20 protein-coding genes are annotated in these 18,640 nt (G+C 33.4%); 9 read left to right on the forward strand and 11 right to left on the reverse strand.

Translation table 11 applies throughout. From position 1 onward, the window contains the following. The first annotated feature begins 293 nt into the window (after window positions 1-293). From BN1066_RS08700 to BN1066_RS08710, 3 genes are all read left to right on the forward strand, one after another. The gene (locus BN1066_RS08700; protein ID WP_077319079.1) at window positions 294-1,397 is read left to right on the forward strand and encodes a hypothetical protein; all 1,104 of its coding nucleotides are present in this window, start codon (window positions 294-296) and stop codon (window positions 1,395-1,397) included. Between the two features lie 19 nt (window positions 1,398-1,416). Beyond that, window positions 1,417-1,758 (forward strand): hypothetical protein, encoded by a 342-nt coding sequence (locus tag BN1066_RS08705; protein WP_077319080.1) that lies wholly within the window; start codon window positions 1,417-1,419, stop codon window positions 1,756-1,758. Window positions 1,759-1,880: 122 nt separating this feature from the next. Further along, on the forward strand, window positions 1,881-2,261 hold the full coding sequence (locus tag BN1066_RS08710; RefSeq protein WP_077319081.1) for a hypothetical protein: 381 nt from the start codon (window positions 1,881-1,883) through the stop codon (window positions 2,259-2,261). A gap of 137 nt (window positions 2,262-2,398) precedes the next feature. Here BN1066_RS08710 and BN1066_RS20435 read toward each other — a convergent pair whose 3' ends face one another. The 6 genes from BN1066_RS20435 to BN1066_RS08740 all read right to left on the reverse strand — a co-directional run bounded on the left by BN1066_RS20435 (window position 2,399) and on the right by BN1066_RS08740 (window position 6,973). Next, on the reverse strand, window positions 2,399-2,791 hold the full coding sequence (locus BN1066_RS20435) for a hypothetical protein (protein ID WP_218668073.1): 393 nt from the start codon (window positions 2,789-2,791) through the stop codon (window positions 2,399-2,401). Between the two features lie 219 nt (window positions 2,792-3,010). Next, a complete protein-coding gene (locus BN1066_RS20440) occupies window positions 3,011-3,622 on the reverse strand; it encodes a hypothetical protein (protein ID WP_077319083.1) in 612 nt (203 codons plus the stop codon). Between the two features lie 513 nt (window positions 3,623-4,135). Further along, on the reverse strand, window positions 4,136-5,053 hold the full coding sequence (locus BN1066_RS08725) for a class I SAM-dependent methyltransferase (protein WP_077319084.1): 918 nt from the start codon (window positions 5,051-5,053) through the stop codon (window positions 4,136-4,138). A 695-nt stretch (window positions 5,054-5,748) separates the two neighbouring features. Next, window positions 5,749-6,105: a hypothetical protein gene (locus BN1066_RS08730; RefSeq protein ID WP_077319085.1), complete on the reverse strand. Its 357-nt coding sequence runs from the start codon at window positions 6,103-6,105 to the stop codon at window positions 5,749-5,751. Between the two features lie 154 nt (window positions 6,106-6,259). Next, window positions 6,260-6,556, reverse strand: coding sequence for a type II toxin-antitoxin system RelE/ParE family toxin (locus tag BN1066_RS08735; RefSeq protein ID WP_077319086.1), 297 nt, complete (start codon window positions 6,554-6,556; stop codon window positions 6,260-6,262). Between the two features lie 6 nt (window positions 6,557-6,562). Next, window positions 6,563-6,973, reverse strand: coding sequence for an AbrB/MazE/SpoVT family DNA-binding domain-containing protein (locus tag BN1066_RS08740; protein WP_245799751.1), 411 nt, complete (start codon window positions 6,971-6,973; stop codon window positions 6,563-6,565). 283 nt (window positions 6,974-7,256) lie between these two features. Here BN1066_RS08740 and BN1066_RS20165 point away from each other — a divergent pair, with 283 nt between their 5' ends. The 4 genes from BN1066_RS20165 (at window position 7,257) to BN1066_RS08755 (ending at window position 12,464) form a co-directional block, all read left to right on the forward strand. Then, entirely contained in the window at window positions 7,257-7,421 is a 165-nt protein-coding gene (locus BN1066_RS20165; RefSeq protein WP_179104337.1) for a hypothetical protein, read from the forward strand. A 68-nt stretch (window positions 7,422-7,489) separates the two neighbouring features. After that, window positions 7,490-7,990 carry a site-specific integrase gene (locus BN1066_RS08745; RefSeq protein WP_077321421.1) on the forward strand — a complete coding sequence of 167 codons (501 nt, stop codon included), beginning with the start codon at window positions 7,490-7,492 and terminating at the stop codon, window positions 7,988-7,990. 41 nt (window positions 7,991-8,031) lie between these two features. Beyond that, window positions 8,032-9,879: a site-specific DNA-methyltransferase gene (locus tag BN1066_RS08750; protein ID WP_077319087.1), complete on the forward strand. Its 1,848-nt coding sequence runs from the start codon at window positions 8,032-8,034 to the stop codon at window positions 9,877-9,879. Continuing rightward, window positions 9,876-12,464, forward strand: coding sequence for a DEAD/DEAH box helicase family protein (locus BN1066_RS08755; protein ID WP_077319088.1), 2,589 nt, complete (start codon window positions 9,876-9,878; stop codon window positions 12,462-12,464). Before BN1066_RS08750 ends, BN1066_RS08755 begins: the two co-directional genes overlap by 4 nt. Before the next feature lie 185 nt (window positions 12,465-12,649). Here the strand turns inward: BN1066_RS08755 and BN1066_RS20170 are convergent, their stop codons facing one another. From BN1066_RS20170 to BN1066_RS08770, 5 genes are all read right to left on the reverse strand, one after another. Then, window positions 12,650-12,826, reverse strand: coding sequence for a hypothetical protein (locus BN1066_RS20170; protein ID WP_179104338.1), 177 nt, complete (start codon window positions 12,824-12,826; stop codon window positions 12,650-12,652). A gap of 2 nt (window positions 12,827-12,828) precedes the next feature. Next, window positions 12,829-13,176, reverse strand: coding sequence for a type II toxin-antitoxin system HicB family antitoxin (locus tag BN1066_RS08760; RefSeq protein WP_218668074.1), 348 nt, complete (start codon window positions 13,174-13,176; stop codon window positions 12,829-12,831). Between the two features lie 243 nt (window positions 13,177-13,419). Next, a complete protein-coding gene (locus BN1066_RS20175) occupies window positions 13,420-14,313 on the reverse strand; it encodes a hypothetical protein (RefSeq protein WP_179104339.1) in 894 nt (297 codons plus the stop codon). Between the two features lie 87 nt (window positions 14,314-14,400). After that, window positions 14,401-14,565 (reverse strand): hypothetical protein, encoded by a 165-nt coding sequence (locus tag BN1066_RS20180; RefSeq protein WP_179104340.1) that lies wholly within the window; start codon window positions 14,563-14,565, stop codon window positions 14,401-14,403. Beyond that, window positions 14,562-14,939: a hypothetical protein gene (locus BN1066_RS08770; protein ID WP_077319090.1), complete on the reverse strand. Its 378-nt coding sequence runs from the start codon at window positions 14,937-14,939 to the stop codon at window positions 14,562-14,564. Before BN1066_RS08770 ends, BN1066_RS20180 begins: the two co-directional genes overlap by 4 nt. 181 nt (window positions 14,940-15,120) lie before the next feature. On the opposite strand from BN1066_RS08770, the gene BN1066_RS08775 reads away from it, so the two are divergent. Both BN1066_RS08775 and BN1066_RS08780 read left to right on the forward strand, forming a co-directional pair. Beyond that, the gene (locus tag BN1066_RS08775; protein ID WP_077319091.1) at window positions 15,121-15,315 is read left to right on the forward strand and encodes a hypothetical protein; all 195 of its coding nucleotides are present in this window, start codon (window positions 15,121-15,123) and stop codon (window positions 15,313-15,315) included. A gap of 232 nt (window positions 15,316-15,547) precedes the next feature. Further along, window positions 15,548-18,556, forward strand: a complete 3,009-nt coding sequence (locus tag BN1066_RS08780) for a DEAD/DEAH box helicase (protein WP_077319092.1) — start codon at window positions 15,548-15,550, stop codon at window positions 18,554-18,556. Window positions 18,557-18,640 lie beyond the last annotated feature (84 nt).

Raw genomic sequence — 18,640 nt, forward strand, 5'->3', positions numbered from 1 at the left:
ACTAATATTAATGGTAAAAAACTTTAATGTTGGATGTAAAAAAATTTTAATATTGGACTCCAACATTAAGCATTTTTTAGTTTATAACGTTGGTAGTCCAATATTAAGAGATGTTGGATAGAAAACATAGGATAAAAAGCAGTCATGTCATAGGTTATTAAAATAATTCTCAAATTGAGAAGTAAGTCATTTTACAATGAAGATTGTTGAAGCCATCTCGAATTCGTGGAGAGTTACTGGAAACAATCAGCCATTTTTCCGATATGACAAACCAAGGGGAGGTGATATTCGAAATGCACCCACAAAACAGTAGACAAGCACTACCCAAACAAGATATACAATTGTTATACCAGCTTTATAAATACCGTGCGTTAAGTACAGTTCAAGTCGCCAAAGTGATGAATTATAGCATTTGGACTGTGTACAAGAAAATCAGCCAATTAAGGGGGCAAGGTTATCTGTACAGTGAGCATATAAAAGGAAATTATATCCTAAATCAAGCTAGACAAGGAAATTATCACCGAATTAGTGGCAAGGGGATAAGTCTATTAAACCTATATGGTTATAAGGTCGATTATACAGCAGAAGAATTAAAAATATCGGTATATCGGGTTGCTTACTTACTGACAGTGAATGATTTGATTATTCCATTAGCCCAAAAAGGTTGGGGATACCAAGATAGTAGAGCAACGAAGAATCTTCTTTCTCTTAACCGTGGGGATATTGTACAAGGAATGTTGACAAGTCCTGATGAGGGAAAGGAGTATGCACTATATATCATTTTAAAAAAGGCAAGAAAAGACACCCTTGTTCGTCTTAAACAGGAAATTATTCGGCTTCCACTCGAAAGGATACTGGTCATCGCACGGGGCATTGATAGCTTCACCTCTATCGTAGACTCTTTTATGGATAAAGATAAATTGATCAAAGGTGAAGCAGTAAAGGTTCTTCCTTTGAAAATAGCACTTGCTCACTTGGCCATTTCCGATGGGGATGAAGAAAATTACAAACGCTATATTGAAAGCCTAGGTATAACCATCCTAGGAGATTCATCAAACAAAAATGAATTTGAATCAAACGTTCATTTTGACTATCTAATCGAATGCAACGGTGAAGAGATGTACCTTATGGACCTGTTAGGGAACGATTTGATGAAAATTGATGAACTAAGACATTATCGAAAAGAAGAATATGAACGTGATGGCAGAAAGGTACTTGTATTAACAAGTGGTGCTGAATTTCATAAGGATTTGCACCAACAACTGCTAGGTCATATGAACCATGTGGAATACCTTTTCGTAAACCTTAACGAAACCATTGCTTTTGCAAACGACCTTTCAAACAAAAACGTTTTTGGAGAAAGGGTAAAAGAGGTTTTGAAACGTAACAGAAACTGAACAAAAGGAGTTGTTCGAAGTGAGCGATTTATCATTTGATAAATTTATAACCAAACTAAAAAAACAGTATGAATATCTTCAAGATGGTGGAACAATTTATCGTCAACAAACGGCTAAATTATCTTTAGAAGTTGCTTTAAAAGTAAGAAAGGTAACTTTATTTTTAGATCCAGACGAATCGGAAAGAATCGTATCAAATTACCTTTCTGATTATGACCAAGAACGTAAAAATGATGTCTCCAAAATGCTTCGGATGATTGCTAAAAGTATCTATTTAGAAAAAACTACTCCTGATGAAGTAAAAGAGTATGTTAACAATAAAATGAAGAATAAAGCAATATTAAAAAGGCAGAAAAAGTAAAAAATGTCCCATCTGAATATTGGATAAAATTATTCAAATTGTTCATTATCTAGAAAAACACTCCGCCTTCATTCAAGGCGAAGGTCTTTATAATACCCAAAGGATTTGAAAGGAGGCGCATGATGGCATTTAAAGGCATACATTGGCGTGAATTGGCGGAACACTGGGGAATAAGACGAGAAACCAGAGAAATTACAGACGGAATCGTTTTCCCAGAAACCATTAAGAAAAAGATTACAGTTAATGCAAAGGTCGTTATTTTTGAAATCGATGACGAAGATGAACTTATTGCTGAGAAAATTAAACAGTATATATGGAATTATTTCGACATGGAAGATGCGAAGCTTGATGAGCAAATAAAACGGGATATGAAAGACTTTCTTTGTGCTCTCTGCAAAGATAAATATCATAACACACAAATGTACGAAGCTTTAGTAAATGTTGATGAGGATTACACCTTCATAAAATGGTTTACGCATAATTTAGAAAGCATGTGGACATAGTTAGGGGCTTGGTATACCCCAACTATGTCTATTTATTCTTTGGTTAATCAGATAATAAAATGGCATATTTAATCGACCAAATCCTTCTATTACTCTACAATCGCACCCGGTTGTGGAGTATTGAGATTAAATCCCTATCATGGTGTGTGATAAAGCATTAAAGCTACTTTAATTTCATTATTCTTATCATCAATAGTATGAAAGGTATAATTTGCCCATGATACATCTGATTTATTATTGTATTTAACGAAATTAGGATGTTTTTCTATGGTTTCTTTCGCCGTTTTTATTACACTGGAAAAATCCTTATTAGGTACGAACATAATAATTGCAGCTTTAGAATCTCTCCAGGTTAAGTATCCTAATAGCTGATCAATAGTTTTTAGCAAACCCTTTTGACCAGTCCAGAATTTACATTCTCCAACAAAAATATTACTTCCTTCATACCTGAGTAAAATATCTGTCTTCCCGCTTTTATTGAAGGTTTCCCCTGTTGCACTCCCTTCAAAGTTCGGCTCCAACATCATCAAGAAATGATCTCTTAGATCCTCTTCCCCTTTGTCTTTATATACTGAAGGTTTTCTTTCAAATTCTCTCCCCATATCGTTAATAATTTTTAATATTTCTATATATTCATCATTATTTAAAGTAGGTACCGGAGTATAGTCATGCTTATTCTGAATTGGTTTTATCTGAATCTTCTTTTTAACCTTGGGTGAAGGAACCGCAAAGGTAGTAGGGACATTTGACTACTTTCTAATCGGAACAATTAATCCCGAATGTTGTTTCCTTCTCTTTAATATTTGAGTTTTTCTGTCATTGAATAACCTTATGATAAGATCCTCTAGTCCATTATTATAACTATCTACATCTCTATTCACATTGTTAACCATATTAGATAGGCTATCTACGAATGCCTTGTACTCTATATTAATGTTTTCAACATCCTCATTAAATTGTATGTATCCCTTAATAATTTCCATCCCCCTAACCTCAGCACGAGGTGGAGAAAGTGTATAGGTAGAAGGTCTACACTTTAATAAATAGCTCTCTCCTTCAAAGGGAATATGAAAATAATAAACTTCTCTAGGGTATGTTTGCCCATCCCTTACAAAAAATGATTGGGGAAAATATTCTGCTCTAACTTGTTCTTCTCTCACAGTTGCTTCAGCTTCGCCAAATCTTAATACCAATGGCTCTATTTTAAACTTATCTTTAAGATACATTATATATTGTTCCTGCCCGACATTGAGAAGGTAGTCTTCCTCTTCTTCTAGTATAGTTTCCTTTACTTCTTTCTTCCTATTCTCAATAACTCTGTAAAGATCATTAGTATTAAAAAGCAATTCTCCGAACACCATACTTTAACCTCCACTCCTTATTTAATTTTCACTTCATATATTGTTTTACTGTGCAACAACAATCAGACATGCTATAATTTTTAATAATTTATTGTTCCTTTTTCCAGGCTCAACTCCCTGAGCAGGTTCAGGCCCTGGTCCAATCACACGCCCCAGTACAAAAAAATGAAAAGGGAGTGGTGTTTATGAAGAAACTATTTAAGACTAATCTAGGATTAAAATTAATCTTAAGTTTAATGATTTTGACAGTCGATATGTATAGCTTTGTGAATACCAGTGCTGGGGAGCCTGGAAAAAGGAATAAGTTCATTAACTGTTTGCCTCCCAGATAATTTTGGGTATTCGGATTATCATGTGGAATTAAAATTTGCTTGTATATGTTAAAATAGATTAAAGGATCAATTCAACAAAGTTTTTGTTCGACAAACGCGCCCATATTGTATAATAACATATAAAAAGTTGACCCCTTAATCAAATGGAGGATTAAGGGGTGGACTGTTATTAATCAAACAATTACTTTTTTACAGCATGGATGTAATGAATCGTTTCAAATGCTTTTAAATAATCCGAACGATCGCTAAAGAATTTATTATTTATAACATCGGGTGATAAATGTTCGTAAATAAGTAATCCTGCATCTTCTAACAATTTTTCTATTTCATCATAAGTAAAACATGATTTCATTGGTTCGCCACTAGCCGATGCCATTTGCACCATATTCTGAACTCGGTTAGACACTCCTTTTTCTTCAAATAGTTTATCATCTGCATAATCAAAAACGATGGAACTTCCCAATGGAATCTCTGCAAATAATTCTTTAATTAAATTAGAAATTTCCTCTTTTGTTAAGTAATAGGAAACACCTAAGAGACTATAAAAAGTTTTTTTGTTTGGTTGAAAACCCTCATCAATAAGGTTTTGCAGGATAATATCTTTGGTGAAATCCATTGGAACAAAGTGAAGGTTATCCGGAATTTGATAATTAGATTTAGCTAGCCTATTCCTTTTAAAGTCTTGTGTAGACGGATAATCAACTTCAAATATTTCCAACTTAGTGTCTAATTCTGGGTTCCGAAAACAAAATGTATCCAATCCAGCTCCTAGAATGACGTATTGTTCAGCTTCTAGTACTATCTCATGGAACAATACTTTTTCACAATAGGCAGCACGTGCTAATGGAGTTGGTGAGAGTTGGACTTGTGTAATCCATTTTAATATTTCATCGGGTTGATCTTGAAATTTTATAGCAATTTCGTGATTAAAAAATTGAATTCCTTGAATCATGTTTTTACGAATATCTTCAAATTCCTTTTGGGTAATTAAATCTTTTGCAATATAATCATCAAAAATCTTTGGTGTGTCATATTTACTGTGGTATGCTCGACCAAAAGCTGATATTAAGGAAGTTAAATTTGATTCGTTTTTCTCCATACATTGATCCCCCATATAACAAAAATAAGATCCCCCCCTGGCCAGGAGAATCTTATTATATACAAAAAATCAATAAATGTAAATTATAGCATAAATAAATTATTTTGTCAATAAAATCGACTTGTTTTTTAAATGTTATCGCATGAAAAAATCAAAAAATACAATATAACAGTCGGGCCCGATTGTGGAACAAACAGGATAGCACGTAGGAACCATAAAAAGGAGTAATATTCTTTTTTTACATTTAGTAGTTGGGGAATCAATCTTTTATTATTTTTCCACACTATTTTCCGATTACCCATAATTTTAAACTCTTAATACAGCATAATTAGCGTCCCTCTCTCATGCACATAATTGGGCAAATAAAAAAAGAGGATCTATTTTCAAAAGGCTGTCCTGTTTGATGGCTCTTTTGTTATTTTCATATTCATATTCTTTACACACGGTAAAATAAACTGATTAGCTTTAAAATCTATTATTTTCTACATTTACCACCGAAGCTCTATCTAGTAATGATGTAATCCTAATCAATAAAGTCTTATTAAAAGTTCGCACCGTTACTTTAAGCACATACATTTACAGCATCACCCAAAACTCAAGATCTTTTCTGTAGTAATCGTCCAATATGTAATATAAAAGTTCCTCCATACTCTACCCCGATTCAGGCACAGCGTTTATTCAACAACTGCGCCCGTTTATCGAAAGACGATACCCATTAATATTCCCCAAATCACTGTTCCGACTAACACCCAAACTGTTTCTGATCGCAAAAATGAATGTAATGCACTACTTTTTCTTGCAACTGCAATACTGCGTGTAACCTTTAAATTAATAGGCAAAAAGTATAAAGAAAAAATACAACTACCCGAAAATGAAATCCCTAAATAAATAAGAAATCGACTAGTGATTATATTATCGAGTGCATTCCCAACAAAAAATATCGGTATACCTACCCAAATAAAAAAAGTAGGAAATAATAATATCAAAGCTATTACAACTAGCATAAAGTTTTTCTTAAGAATATCCCTATATATATCGTAATAATAACCCATATACCCCCCTCGCCTCCTCCATTTAATGACCCTTTTGTTGAATAAGTCCTGTATAACTTACTAAAATTACAACGCATATATTTGTTTAAAAAAATTAATTGTATCTAACATTTCTACACAATATTCCGGGTACCTTACTCTTTTACTCTAGACATCATTTTTTTATGTACTTTTTTAATTCTTGATAAAAAGTTTCCCGTGTTCCTGCTAAAACAACAACAATGATTTCTCCATTTACATTTTCAGAAATGCGATATGCTAAACGGTATTGGGTCCCGCTATAACGAATATTGTATGTATAAAGTCCGGCTAGATCTCCTGTTTTGGGCTCTCCAATATAGGGATTCAGCCGGATTTGTTGTATTGCTTCATAAAATTGCTTTTTAAGTGATTTTTCCTTCAACTTTTTTAAATAGCGCTTGGCAGGGTTTAAATACGTAATGGGTAACATGATACATCACTCCCTTACGTCATCAAAAAGAGATTCTGTTTCTTCGTCACCTGTTTCCGTAGCTTGTTGGGCTGCTTGATCGGCTTCCTCAATTAAAGTTTCAATGGCTGGACGAATTTGTGCTTTTCTTTTTTTAAATTCCGTAAGAAGGAACTCCCCATCATACCCTTCTTGAATCAAATCTTTCAATATTTGTTCTGAAAAATCATCGTCTGTAGGAACAGGTCGTAGCACTATTTCATCGTCCCGCAGTTCACAAATAAGAGATTCCTTAATTCCTAATTTCTCAAAAAAGCGTTTGGGAATGGTGATTTGTCGTTTTTCAGATACGCTAATTCGTTTAGCTTCGGAAGGTTGAGATCCCATAATGTTCTCCCCTTTGTGCCTGTTATTCATTAAATCTATATTCATATCCATAGTATTCCCTTCTTTGATAAAATATACAAATTTCCTTGTTCTTTGTTTTTATGTTACCACTACTTCTAATAAAGTTACAAGGGGCAACTGCCTAATTATATAGTCTAACATCTATGAATATAACAAAATGATTATTATGTTAGATTCATAATCACCAATAATACCAATGAAAAACCTTATTTACAAAGGATTTTTCATTATTTTTAATAAAAAAAAGGATTTTCAATGCTACATATAGTATATTAATGTTAGATTGAATATGAACTTTTAAAGGTGATTGGGCATGGAAAATTCATTTTATGTAGGATGGGGAACTCTTGCCTTAATTAATGCAGGATTGGCTCAAGGGAAAAATCGAACAGGTCTCAATTGGTTTTTACTGTCCTTGTTATTAGGACCAATAGCGACGTTGATTTTATTATTTGTCGAAAAACGGCATGAGGAGTGAAGGGAGTGAAAAAAGGCCAAGGAGCGAATACGGTTGAACCAATTCGTGATCCAGAAAAGATTCGGGAAATGAAAGAGATTTTGTTACATCAATCCTATCGTAATTATTTTTTATTTACGTTTGGAATTAACTCTGGTCTTAGGGTAAGCGATATCTTACCTCTACGTGTAATGGATGTTCGTCACGCAGAACATTTACGAATACGCGAAAAAAAGACGAGGAACACTCGGAAAATCCCCATGACAGCTGCGTTACGCAATGAAATCGACAAATACATTCGTGGAATGGCTGATTCTGATTACCTGTTCCCATCACGGAAAGGGAGTAAGCCTATTACCCGTGAAACAGCATGGAAGATTATCAATGATGCAGCTAACATATGTGGAATTGAAGGTTCTATCGGGACACACTCTATGCGAAAAACCTTTGGATACCATTTTTATCAGCAAACAAAAGATATCGCCATGTTGCAACAGATCTTTGGTCATTCAGCCCCGTCTATTACACTCCGATACATTGGAATTAATGATGATATGGTCGATAAAGCACTTAAGGGTTTTTCATTATAAACCGATATTTTAAATGTACTTAAAATGATGGAGGTTAAGGAATGGATACAACATTATTATCACAAGTAAAATCTGTTCTGTTATCCTTTCCGCAATATTGGGAAGAAGATACTTTAATTAAAAGCAAAGTAATTGAGGACTTAAGAGATTATAAGGAAGAATTAATTGGTGGATTACTTTCAAATGAAACAATAAAAAAAGCCTATTCTTTAAATATAGATGGCAATAACATTTTTAAAATTGATGAATTTATCAGTATGTTACGTTACAAAAATTATTGGGAAAATAGCTATACAAAGTACAGCAATGAAATCGGTCTGACAAGTGATGGGAAATATCTGAAATACAATACAGACGTTGTACTCGACTTCCCGCATAAGGATTGTGTACTGGAAGGTGGCATGACAAAAGAGGATGTTGGTAAAAATGAGGTGTTTTACCACCAAGTATTGGCCAAAGAAGAGATTGATATTATGCTTTCCCCAAAAGTATTGACGAGTATTAAAAAATATGATGAAAACGGGGTGCATGAGGTTACCGAATTCAAGAACACGGACAATCTCATTATTAAAGGGAATAACCTAATTGCTTTACATACATTGAAAGAACGCTTTGCTGGAAAAGTAAAATTAATTTATATTGATCCGCCTTATAATACTGGGGGAGATAGTTTTAAATACAATGATCGTTTCAATCATTCAACTTGGCTTACTTTCATGAGGAATAGACTTATGATTGCTAAAGAAATGCTTCACGAGAAAGGTAGTATTTTTATACAGATCGATGATTTTGAGGATGCTTATTTAAAAGTATTAATGGATGATATATTTGGAAGAGAAAATTTTCGAAACAAAATAACCTGGAAAAGACGCGGGGGGAGTGCAAATCCTAGTAATAGGTTAAATAACGTTGTTGAATATATTTTGTGGTATGTGAAAGATGTTGACCTTTTTGACTATACACCAGTTTACTCTCTAAATGACGAAAATACTCAAAAGTATATTAAAGAGAGATTTAATAATATTGATGAAAACGGTAGGAAATATATGAAATCCCCTATTCAAAGCCCAAACTATCGTGAAAACCTTATATATGACTACAAAGGTTATAAAACACCTCCGAAAGGTTATTCTATTTCAAAAGAGGTAATGGAAAGATGGGATAGAGAGGGAAGATTAGCATTCCCAGACGATAAAAGTAAAAATATTAATAGAAAAATATATTTAGATGAGTATAAAGGACAACCAATCAATTCTTTATGGAATGATATTTATGTTATTAATCCTATGTCAAAAGAAAGAACTGAATTTAGTAGCGGACAAAAACCAGAAACTTTAATACAAAGAATTATTCAGATGGTAACAAAAGAAAATGATATTATATTAGATTTCCATATGGGATCTGGAACTACACAGTCAGTAGCGATGAAAATGAAGCGACAATTTATTGGTGTTGAACAAATGGATTATATAAACACTATAACCGTACCACGGCTAAAAAATGTAATTAACGGGGATCAAGGTGGAATATCAAAAGAAGTTAATTGGCAAGGTGGAGGAAGCTTTATCTATGCTGAATTGTACGAACTAAACCAACAATTCATAAGCAAAATTCAACAAATCCAGTCCGATGATGAAATCAAAACTATTATTGATGAAATTAAAAATTCAGCATTTCTCGATTTTAAGGTGAACATTGAAAAAGTAACAAGTGATGAAGAACACTTTGCTTCACTTTCTTTAGCAGAAAAGAAAGACATTCTAATAAAAGCATTGGACGCTAACCAGATGTATTTAAGCTATTCAGAGATTGATGATTCCCAATATGAAATACCCGAAACAGTCAAACAGTTTAACCATTCTTTTTACAATCGTGGTGATAAATCATGACGAATGAAATATTACACAGTCAAATTGAAGATCGATTTAATAGTATTTTTGAAACACCGCCTGATGTGCCCCAATATATTTATGATAATGTTAGTCATGAATTAAGGCCTTATCAAGAACAGGCGCTACGCCAATTTATTTATACACAACGATCGGATACAGCTGATGTTGCTTTTAACCATCTTTTGTTCCATATGGCAACAGGTTCAGGGAAAACATTGGTATTAGCTGCAACCATTCTTTATTTATATAAGGAACATGGTCACAAAAACTTTATTTTCTTTGTAAACAGCGACGCTATTATCAAAAAAACCTATGATAATCTAACTAATGTGAGTTCTTCCAAATACCTTTTTGATAAAGAAGGTATTGTCATTGATGGCAACCATGTATCTATTCAGGTAGTGGATACATTTCCATTCAACCCTGCGGGAAACACTATTTACTTAAAACTTACTACGATCCAAAAGTTACATATAGATTTGACCAACCCAAGAGAAAATGGGCTGACGTATGAGGCACTAGAAGGAATTAAACTTGTACTTTTAGCGGATGAGGCTCACCATATCAATGTCTTAACGAGAAGTGACAAAAGAAATTTAACAACTAAAGAAGCTCAGGAGAGAACATGGGAACACACAGTAAACAGGTTGCTACGCCTTCATCCAGCCAATCGCTTAATTGAATATACGGCAACTATTGACTTAAACAATGACTCATTATTTCACAAATACCATAATAAGATTGTTTATCAATACGATCTAAAGAGATTTATGAACGATGGCTATTCAAAAAATGTTGTATTACTACGTGCCAATGAAGACGATAACCAAAAAATGTTACATGCCATGCTGTTAAGTCAGTATCGTAAATATATTGCTAAGGAAAATGATATTGATTTGAAACCGATTATCCTGTTCAAGTCGAATAAGATTGCCATTTCCAAAGAAGCTAATGCAGCGTTTTTCAATATTGTAGATGAACTAACTGTCAGCAAACTACAACAAGTGATCGAACATGGTCTGTCAGTCCATCAGAATAAAGGTAGTATTTGGAATCAAATGTTCCAATATTATGGTCGACAAGAATTAACAAAAATTGTTCAAGATCTTCAATGGGATTTTACTGAACAGACTACAATCAATGCCAATGACAGCTCTTTCTTATCAGAAGAAAATGCTTTGCGTTTAAACACATTGGAAGATATGAATAACCCGATTCGTACCATTTTTGCAGTGGCAAAGCTAAATGAGGGCTGGGATGTATTAAACCTCTTTGATATTGTCCGTATCAGTGAAGGGGCTTCTAACACCAAAACAACAACCGATAGTGAAGCGCAATTGATTGGACGAGGGGCAAGATATTATCCGTTTGAACACAAAGGGGAACAATCATTTATTCGGCGTTTTGACTTGTCTCCAAGTAATTTGAAAGCTATTGAAACGCTGCATTATCACACAATAAATGAAAATGCCTATATCAAGAACTTGGAGAAATCATTAAAAGCGGCGAATATTCAGGTGAAAGAGGATCAATTTGATCGCTTGGAAGCAAAGGTTAAACCTAAAATCCGTAAAGCGGACTGGTTTCGACATGGGAAAATATATATCAATAAAGTAGTTCCAACTACGTCTGAGGATTATCAATCTTTTCAGGACTATAATATCTATCCAGTGTATGAAACTGATTATGAAAAATCTGTTGAACAGAGATATGGTTCTAAACAGGAAGTCATTACTAGCATAAGGAGTCATGTTCAGCCATTAAAAATAGATAAGAGACTCCTGCAAAAAGCAATTCAACGGAATAAGTTTTTTCATTTTCATAACTTGAAAGAATATGTCCCAAGCATTTCAGGCATGAAAGAATTTATCGAAAGTCCTGATTTTCTAGGGGGATTATCCATTCAGGTATCGCTTCCGATAAACCTTACTATTGATGAATTTTCACGCCATCAGCAATTGAAGGTTATTGAGAAATTTCTTGGTTATGCAGAAAAAAATATCCGTTCCAATTATATGAAAGAAAAAGGAACACCGGTATTCGAAGGAGTAGCTTTTCCTGAACTAATCAACGATTACGTTGTAGAAATGAGTAAAATTAATAACAAAGTTACTGATTTTGACGAATTCAAAAACCGAAGAAATATGCGTGAATATGATTGGTACATTTATAACCAGGCAATTGTGAATGGACTAGAAAGCAGTTTCATTGATTTTATCAATGACTATATTGAGCAATTAAAAGAGAAATACACGGATGTTTACCTCATCCGTAATGAGCGGAAAGTGAAAATTGTGGAAATCAATGGAACACGGGGATTTATGCCAGATTTTTTGCTGTATTTAAAGGATGACAACTGTACATATCAAGTCTTTTTAGAGCCTAAAGGTAAACATCTTTATGATAAGGATCAATGGAAACAGGATTTTATCATGTCGCTGAACGATAACCCAGATGTTGAGATACTGAGTGAAAACGAAGAAATAAGACTTATTGGAATTCGATTTTATTCAGATGAACCAGATCTAAAACAAGCTTTTAAGGAAGACTTTACAGAAATGTTAATTGGACAAGAAAAATAATATTTTTAGCAAAGTCCACTCTTTTTGGCAGGAGAGTGGGCTTTTTCCTATTATGAAGTGCCATAGGGGTTAATTCACTTAAAATTATTTAATCAGCATGAACATGACTAACATTTACCAACAAGATCATTGTACAGATCCTCATCTTCTAACCAGAATTTATAACCTTCATTTTCTTGTAGTACTTAACAAGATTTATTTCGATTATAATAACGCTCCTTTGCTTTGTCGATAATCTGGTCAATTTCATACTTATAATTTTGTACTTCTTCTTTGGTTGAAGCACCCATTATTTTTTTATTCAAACGGTGAACTTGTTCTAATTCCTTATCTGACATGACATCTTTAACTCGTTTTTCCATGATTAGATTTCCCTCTCGTTTTCAACTAGTTCCTCTAAACACAATTCAATTGCTTCCCTAATATTTTCAGTTGCTTCTAGTAACGTTTTCCCTTGAGAATAACAACCATCAAAATCGGAACATGTTGCTATAAAATAGCCATCTTCATCATGTTCATACGACACATTTATCCTTCTTTTCCATTTTTTTCGAAAATAACGATCTTTTGCTTTCTCAATCAGGTTTTCTATATCCTTGTTGTAAAAATTTCGTTTCATCTTCGTTGCTGATGTTAAAACAGCATAATTTAATTCCTCAAATTCTTCCAGTTCATCATCAGTCATTACATCTTTAACTCTTATCGGCTTCATGTGATAAACACACTCCATTTACATTTCTTTAAATTTATTATAGTTCAGCAATATGTAAAACGATATAAAAATGCAGACTAGGGAAAAATCTAATTTATTTTATCAGCAGGACGCGGATTTAAACCCATTTCCGCAACAATTTATATTCAAATGGTCAATAAAGTTATTATTCGCCAGATAGCAAAAGTTTAAGTTGCCTGATACGTTTTCATGTGTGGAGATCGTGAATGATCGATCTCCACACTATGATTGTTTCTTTTTCCATTTATAATAAACACCGACACCTATTCCCAAAATTAAAACGCTAATTAAAGCAATTACGAAAAACTTGTTTCCAGAACTGGATTCTTCATCTTCATCATCCATTACTGTTGTTTCGACAACTTCCTCGTCCGTTTCTTCTTCTTTTTCTTCTTCATCCTCTGATTCTTCAAATCCTAATTGTTTAGCCTCATCTTCTGATATTTCTTGTTCTACTTCCTTACCTTCATCATTTTTTACAACTGCAACAAACTTATCTCCGTCTTTTTTAATTTCTGCTTTTTTGTCCTTTAATTCTGTAATTGTTAATTTTGTAGATTGCTTGTTATTATTTTGTTTATCATCAGCTTTTGCAACACTTTTTGTATCTTGTTTTGTATTTGTCGAAGGTGTTGACTTATTTGTTTCCTTTTTAGAATCTGTATTAGGTTTAGTTGGCTTTGGATCAGGCTTCGGTTGCGGTTTCGGTTGTGGTTTTGGCTCAGGCTTCGGTTCTGGTTTTGGATCTGCTGGTTTAGGTTTCGGGTTAGGCTTTGGCTCTGGTTTTGGTTCAGGTTTTGGTTCTTGTTTTAAAGGAATCGTTGTCACCGTTAGATTATGATAGCCTTTTCCACTAATAAGAACTTTTACGACTTCTCCGTTTTTTACTACTTTTGTTGTAGGACCAATTATCATAAATTCTGAACCATATTCTCCAAATACAGAACCTTTACACGCACCAGTAGCATCTGCATGGTTATATCCACTTTTATGTTTATTTGCATCAATGGTAATAGAACAATTCCCTACAACTTCTGCATGTGCTGAACCACTAGGTAAAATCATAGCAATCACTAAACCTAGCATCATCATTCCTGTCAATAGTTTTTTAAACATAATTATCCTCTCCCTTTTGTTCCTGCATTTTTTGTTTAACGCTTTCTGAATCTACAATAACGTGAACAGTTGTTGCCTTCCTATAAATCACCAAAAGTTATAAGTGGCAATAATTAATCCAAACACGAAATTAAAAATAAGTTGTGCTTGATTTACCTGAACAAATAAATCTTTGAACATCAGGTATGGCAATGACACAATGACTAACAATAGACTAATTCCAAATAGAATTGCTCTTTTAAAAACAGTCATTTCCTTTGTTCACCCCCATACCTCCCAAATAAACGGATAACCATTCTGTTATGACTCAACACTCCTACAAAGGCAATAAACATAACGACAGGTCTTAAAATAAAGTTCAAGAAAAGAAAGGGAATCATTACAATTTCACATATAATTAGTGGTATTGCTGTTCTTGGTGCATATAAAAGTAAAATAGGACTACCAAATAAAAGCCCAATCAACAAAGCTATTACCATTGACTTCTTTTTTGGGATTTCTCCTGTTTCCCTGTATTCTTGCAACATCTTTCTCTCATTAAATACATCAAACAAAACCCTTGCCCCATAACCGACAGCGACTCCATAAGCAGTTTTACGAACGGTTTTTCTACCAAAGCTCCCCATTATTTTCAATCCTTTATTAAATACTAGAAGTAACCTTGATCTTATCATTGAAAATCTTCAAAACTAGATATAGTGATAAAAAGGGTCGAAAATCACTATATTTAGTGAATTGTGTAATTGTGTAATTGTGCTATACGTGATATAATTTAATCAATAATATTTTCAAAGGAGGGAAAGCAAAATGTCAAAACCAAATAAGGAAGGAAAGAAACAAGAGTATAAAACCGTACGGATATACCCAAAAGATTACGTTAGGTTAAGAAGGCTTTCCTTCTCCCAGGACAAGCCAATTGTCCGACTCATTTCAGAAGCTATCGAATTACTAGAAAAGAAGTACGGAAAAAATTATGACACTTATGACTTGAATGAAGATTAGTAAAGAAGATAATGACACTATCCTTTTTATCGGTAGTAAGTTTCCTTATTTAAATTCATATGCTTATAAGCAGAGTAGGTCATTTAATCAATAAACAAGTATCAATGTATAATTTAAATAAGAAGTTGTAAGCGGTACCACTAAAATTATAAAGTGAAGAATGATAACAATTTAAGAAATAATAGAGTTTGTGGTCGTCGATTATTGTACAAGTGAATGGGGGCGAGGGGTTTTGGATATTGTCGAAACAAGGTTTGGAAAAAACAAATTTTCTGGCTATCAAGTTGATTCTGAGTATCAAGAATCAGATGTTATAGTATCTAGCTGGAGTAACGGAATACATGAGGTTGTTTCAAAAGGGACAGGTAGCTCTGGATTGAGAGCACCTCAATTTGGAGCATTATGTTCGATACGCTCGCATTGGACTGTTAGTAAAAGCGCTGCAACAATTGTTATGCCTACAGGAACAGGAAAAAGTGAGACAATGCTAGCTACTATTGTCACTGAAAAGATTCCTAAATCGTTAATTATCGTTCCTTCTAATTTATTGAGAAGTCAAATTTATGAGAAGGCTAAATCATTTGGCATTCTATATGAAATCGGTATGCTTAGTTCAGAAATTATACCACCTAATGTTTTTCTGCTTGGGGAAGGTATTAAAGAGAAAGAAAAATTTGAGGAAATTGTTATGAGGTCTAATGTAATAATTACCACTATGACGCTGGCCTCAAGAATGTCTCAACAATTTATTTCATTTTTATCTGATAATATAGATGTGCTTTTCGTTGATGAAGCACATCACGTTAGTTCCAAAACATGGTCGTCCTTCAAAGAGTCGTTTAATAATAATAGAATTTTACAATTTACAGCGACACCTTTTAGAGAAGATGGTAAAAAAATCGATGGTAATATATTGTATAATTTCCCCCTTCGGTTAGCTCAAGAACAGGGATATTTTAAAGAGATAGATTTTGTTCCTATTGAGGAATTTGATGAAAGAAAAGTTGATTTATCTATCGCAAGAAAAGCTATCCACGTATTGGGGAAAGATATAGGAGAGGGGTATCAACATATATTACTCGTCAGAGCCAATAAAGTAAAGCGGGCAGAGGAATTATTCTCGGAAGTCTACCAAAAATTCTATAAGAGGTTTAATCCTGTATTAATTACTAGTAAGCAAACTACTCGTGAAAAACAAGAAAGAATGAAATTATTGCAAAATTATTCATCAAAAATTGTGGTGTGTGTTGATATGTTTGGTGAGGGGATTGACATCCCTAACCTTAAAATTGCCGCAATCCATGACAAGTACAAATCAATGCCTATAACGCTACAATTTATTGGTCGTTTTGCTAGAAGTAAAAATGGATTAGGAAACGCAAAATTAATTACTAATATCGCAGATGATAATATAGCAGAATCCTTACAAGACTTATATGATAAAGATGCGGATTGGAATAAGCTTTTACCTAGAAAATCAAATGAATACATTGATAAAGAAGTTTCTTTGCAAAGGTTAATTGATGGATTTAACAGTAATGAGCTAGAAGACATCAGTTTGATACAAATGAAACCAAAGGTTAGTATGGTTGCATATCAAATTGATGATAAGGTATGGGATTGGAAAAATTGGGAGAGTGTATTTGATCCAGACCAATGTAGGTGTTACGTCAATGAGGAAGAAAAGATTTTAATAATTATTGAACCTAGAGAAGTAAATGTTAGGTGGACTACCCAACAAAATCTAAATAATTTAGAATGGAATTTTTACCTGGTTTATTGGAATGTCAAGAAAAAGTCGGCTTTTTTAAATGCATCTGATTTATCCAAAGGTTTTAAACTACTAAAAAATATCTTTCTCACGGAACCAACCACTATTAATAATGAGCAAGTATTTAAATGCTTACACGGGATAAAAAGGTTATCGTTAGGTACAGTTGGTTTAAATAGCGGAATTGATGGGCCTATCAGATATAAAATGTTTGCAGGGATTGATGTAGCAGAAGGAATTTCTGAATCAAACAAAGCAAACAGTTACAAATCAAATGTTTTTGGGCATGGATATGACGGCAACGGTAAGGTAAGTATCGGATGCTCGTATAAGGGGACTATTTGGTCAAGGTGGGTTGAAAGTATAGATTATTGGAAAAGTTGGTGTAATCAAATTTTAGATAAACTTTTAGATCCTACTATTGATGTAAAGGATATTATGGAAGGTGTATTAGTTCCAGAAGTAATAGACCAAATTCCAGAAAAACATCCTTACAGAATAGACTGGCCGAATGACTTAGAATTTGAAACAGATCGTAAAATAACTTTATCAAATATTACGGGCGAGTACGATATATCCAATGTTGATATATTGCTGGATGAAGTACAAAAATCTCAGGGGATAATCCATTTTTCAGTAGGAAATGAATATTTTAAAGAAAGATTTAGTTTTGAAATAGAATCCAAAAAAACTACATTTAAATCTAAGGGGAACGTAACTACTGAAATAAAAATTGGAAATGGCACATTTGTTAGATTACCAGATTTCTTTCAAAATAATTCCCCTACAATCTGGTTTGTGGACGGTTCTTCTATTCAAGGTAATATTTTGGTTGAATTGAAGAAAGAAGGATTGACTGAATTTCCCAATTCCTCTATTCATTATTGGGATTGGGAAAGTTTAGGCGTAGATATAAAAGTTGAATCACAACGTGATCAGAAAACTTATGATATAAGAGAAAATTCGATTCAATATAATGTAATTAGAGAATTAAATGGAACTGGTGATTATAGCATAATATTTGATGATGATGGAGCTGGAGAAATTGCAGACATTGTTGCTATTGCTGAACAGGAAAAATCCATTCGTATTGACTTTTTCCATTGTAAGTACTCACACAGAAAAAAACCCGGTTCACGAGTTGGGGATTTATACGAAGTTTGTGGACAAGCGGATAAATCAGTTTTCTGGAAGCAAGATCCTATAGGTATGATTGGTCGAATGATCCACAGAGAAAACCTTCGTATTAGAGAAAATAAGCCATCGAGATTTGAAAAAGGTGACATTACAGCATTAAAAGCAATAAAAAATAAACTCTTAATACAACCATCAGAACTGCATATTATGATCGTCCAGCCTGGTGTCAATGGAGCAGAAATTACTAAAGAAATGCATAGTATATTGTCCACTTCACATTCGTATTGTCTCGATACATTTTCAGTTCCCCTGAAGTTAATTTGTAGTAAGTAAAAAAAGAGAGCAATACGAATTTAAATTTATCAATAGTTTGTGTAACTTAGACTTTGTGTCTCACTTATTTGTAAAAGTTAAAAA

The sequence above is a fragment of the Virgibacillus proomii genome, assembly GCF_900162615.1.
Taxonomy (GTDB): domain Bacteria; phylum Bacillota; class Bacilli; order Bacillales; family Amphibacillaceae; genus Virgibacillus; species Virgibacillus proomii.

Excerpts from the sequence above, each read along its gene's own strand:
- BN1066_RS08710 (WP_077319081.1), top strand. The coding sequence starts at position 1,881 with ATGGCATTTAAAGGCATACATTGGCGTGAATTGGCGGAACACTGGGGA.
- BN1066_RS08735 (WP_077319086.1), bottom strand. The coding sequence starts at position 6,556 with ATGTTACCCATTACGTATTTAAACCCTGCCAAGCGCTATTTAAAAAAG.
- BN1066_RS20440 (WP_077319083.1), bottom strand. The coding sequence starts at position 3,622 with ATGGTGTTCGGAGAATTGCTTTTTAATACTAATGATCTTTACAGAGTT.
- BN1066_RS20180 (WP_179104340.1), bottom strand. The coding sequence starts at position 14,565 with ATGACTGTTTTTAAAAGAGCAATTCTATTTGGAATTAGTCTATTGTTA.
- BN1066_RS08745 (WP_077321421.1), top strand. The coding sequence starts at position 7,490 with ATGAAAGAGATTTTGTTACATCAATCCTATCGTAATTATTTTTTATTT.
- BN1066_RS08755 (WP_077319088.1), top strand. The coding sequence starts at position 9,876 with ATGACGAATGAAATATTACACAGTCAAATTGAAGATCGATTTAATAGT.
- BN1066_RS08760 (WP_218668074.1), bottom strand. The coding sequence starts at position 13,176 with ATGAAGCCGATAAGAGTTAAAGATGTAATGACTGATGATGAACTGGAA.
- BN1066_RS08750 (WP_077319087.1), top strand. The coding sequence starts at position 8,032 with ATGGATACAACATTATTATCACAAGTAAAATCTGTTCTGTTATCCTTT.
- BN1066_RS08775 (WP_077319091.1), top strand. The coding sequence starts at position 15,121 with ATGTCAAAACCAAATAAGGAAGGAAAGAAACAAGAGTATAAAACCGTA.
- BN1066_RS08730 (WP_077319085.1), bottom strand. The coding sequence starts at position 6,105 with ATGGGTTATTATTACGATATATATAGGGATATTCTTAAGAAAAACTTT.
- BN1066_RS20165 (WP_179104337.1), top strand. The coding sequence starts at position 7,257 with ATGGAAAATTCATTTTATGTAGGATGGGGAACTCTTGCCTTAATTAAT.
- BN1066_RS08700 (WP_077319079.1), top strand. The coding sequence starts at position 294 with ATGCACCCACAAAACAGTAGACAAGCACTACCCAAACAAGATATACAA.
- BN1066_RS08725 (WP_077319084.1), bottom strand. The coding sequence starts at position 5,053 with ATGGAGAAAAACGAATCAAATTTAACTTCCTTAATATCAGCTTTTGGT.
- BN1066_RS08740 (WP_245799751.1), bottom strand. The coding sequence starts at position 6,973 with ATGGATATGAATATAGATTTAATGAATAACAGGCACAAAGGGGAGAAC.
- BN1066_RS08770 (WP_077319090.1), bottom strand. The coding sequence starts at position 14,939 with ATGGGGAGCTTTGGTAGAAAAACCGTTCGTAAAACTGCTTATGGAGTC.
- BN1066_RS20170 (WP_179104338.1), bottom strand. The coding sequence starts at position 12,826 with ATGGAAAAACGAGTTAAAGATGTCATGTCAGATAAGGAATTAGAACAA.
- BN1066_RS20175 (WP_179104339.1), bottom strand. The coding sequence starts at position 14,313 with ATGTTTAAAAAACTATTGACAGGAATGATGATGCTAGGTTTAGTGATT.